The organism is Streptomyces glaucescens (assembly GCF_002154375.1).
In the GTDB taxonomy this organism is placed as follows: domain Bacteria; phylum Actinomycetota; class Actinomycetes; order Streptomycetales; family Streptomycetaceae; genus Streptomyces; species Streptomyces glaucescens.
In genome coordinates, this window is record NZ_MUND01000766.1 from 1 (window position 1) to 1,085 (window position 1,085).

Below are 1,085 nucleotides of genomic sequence, written 5' to 3' on the forward strand. Positions count from 1 at the left end.
TTCGTCCGGTGCGGCGAGAGTACGTGCCGGGCGTCGCGGGGCAGACGGGAGTCTGACGACACCCCCTAGCCCCCGTTCCCCGGCGTCCGGCCGGCGTCCGGATACCTCACCCTTGTCAGCCGCGGGCAGTACGGTGTCCACCATGCGCCCCGACACGCCCGCCGAAAACGTCGACCACCACGCCGAAGCGGCCCGCCTGGANNCCTGCTCCTCCGCGCCGCGGCCCACCGGGAGCTGGCCGGCGACCGCCCCGCGGCCACCGCGCTCTACGACCGCCTGCTCGCCCACCCGGCCGACCTGGACAACCCCCACCTGATCCGCGCCCTCAAGGCCGCCAACCTGTGGGAGTACGGCCACGAGGCCGAGGCCCGCGCGATCATCGAGGGCATCCGGGTGGCCGCCCCCCGGGACCCGGCCCCCTGGGTGATCATCGCGGAGGCCCTGGAGTCCCACGACGAGCTGGGGACGGCGCAGGAAGCCCTGACCGAGGCCGCGACCTTGCTGCTCCCGCCGGGCACGGCCCCCTCCCCCTCCGTGCGCCCCGTCCTCGTCGCCCGCCACCGCATCCGCCGCATGGAGAACCTCCCCCACGACGACTGGGACACCCAGGCGGACACCCTCCACTCCCTCCCCGTCTCCCTGGACGAACTGCACGACCCGAAGCGGGTGTGGTCCCTGGGCTCGGAGAACCCGGCGGAACTGAGGGCGGAGATCTCCCGCCTCCAGGCGGAACTCGGCGCGTACCGGGAAGCCCTCTCCCGCCCGTTCCCCGTGGCGATGCTCCACTGGCCGGCGGACGAGCTGTCGGAACTCGTGCGCGAGTATCCGGGGCTCGCCGCGGAGTACCCCTCCCACGAGGAGCACCTCGCCGCCATAGAGTCCGCCCTCCGCGAGCTCTCCGCCTCCGGCACCTCCAACCTCGGCATCGTCCGCGGCACGGTCCCCTCCTACGAGGCCTTCGCCGCTTCGGAGGGCGCGTCCCCGGCGGACCCGACCCTCCTGCCCCAGTACGCGACGACGCTGGCTGCGCGGGGGCGGGCAGTTGCCTGGCCGCCGGAGCGGGGGGATGGGTGCTGGTGTGGGTC

At 74.4% G+C, this 1,085-nt stretch carries 1 pseudogene; it reads left to right on the top strand.

What is annotated here, in order from left to right:
- Nucleotides 1–142: 142 nt before the first annotated feature.
- A pseudogene (locus CCN42_RS36880) lies at nt 143–1,085 on the top strand (hypothetical protein); the annotation flags it as partial.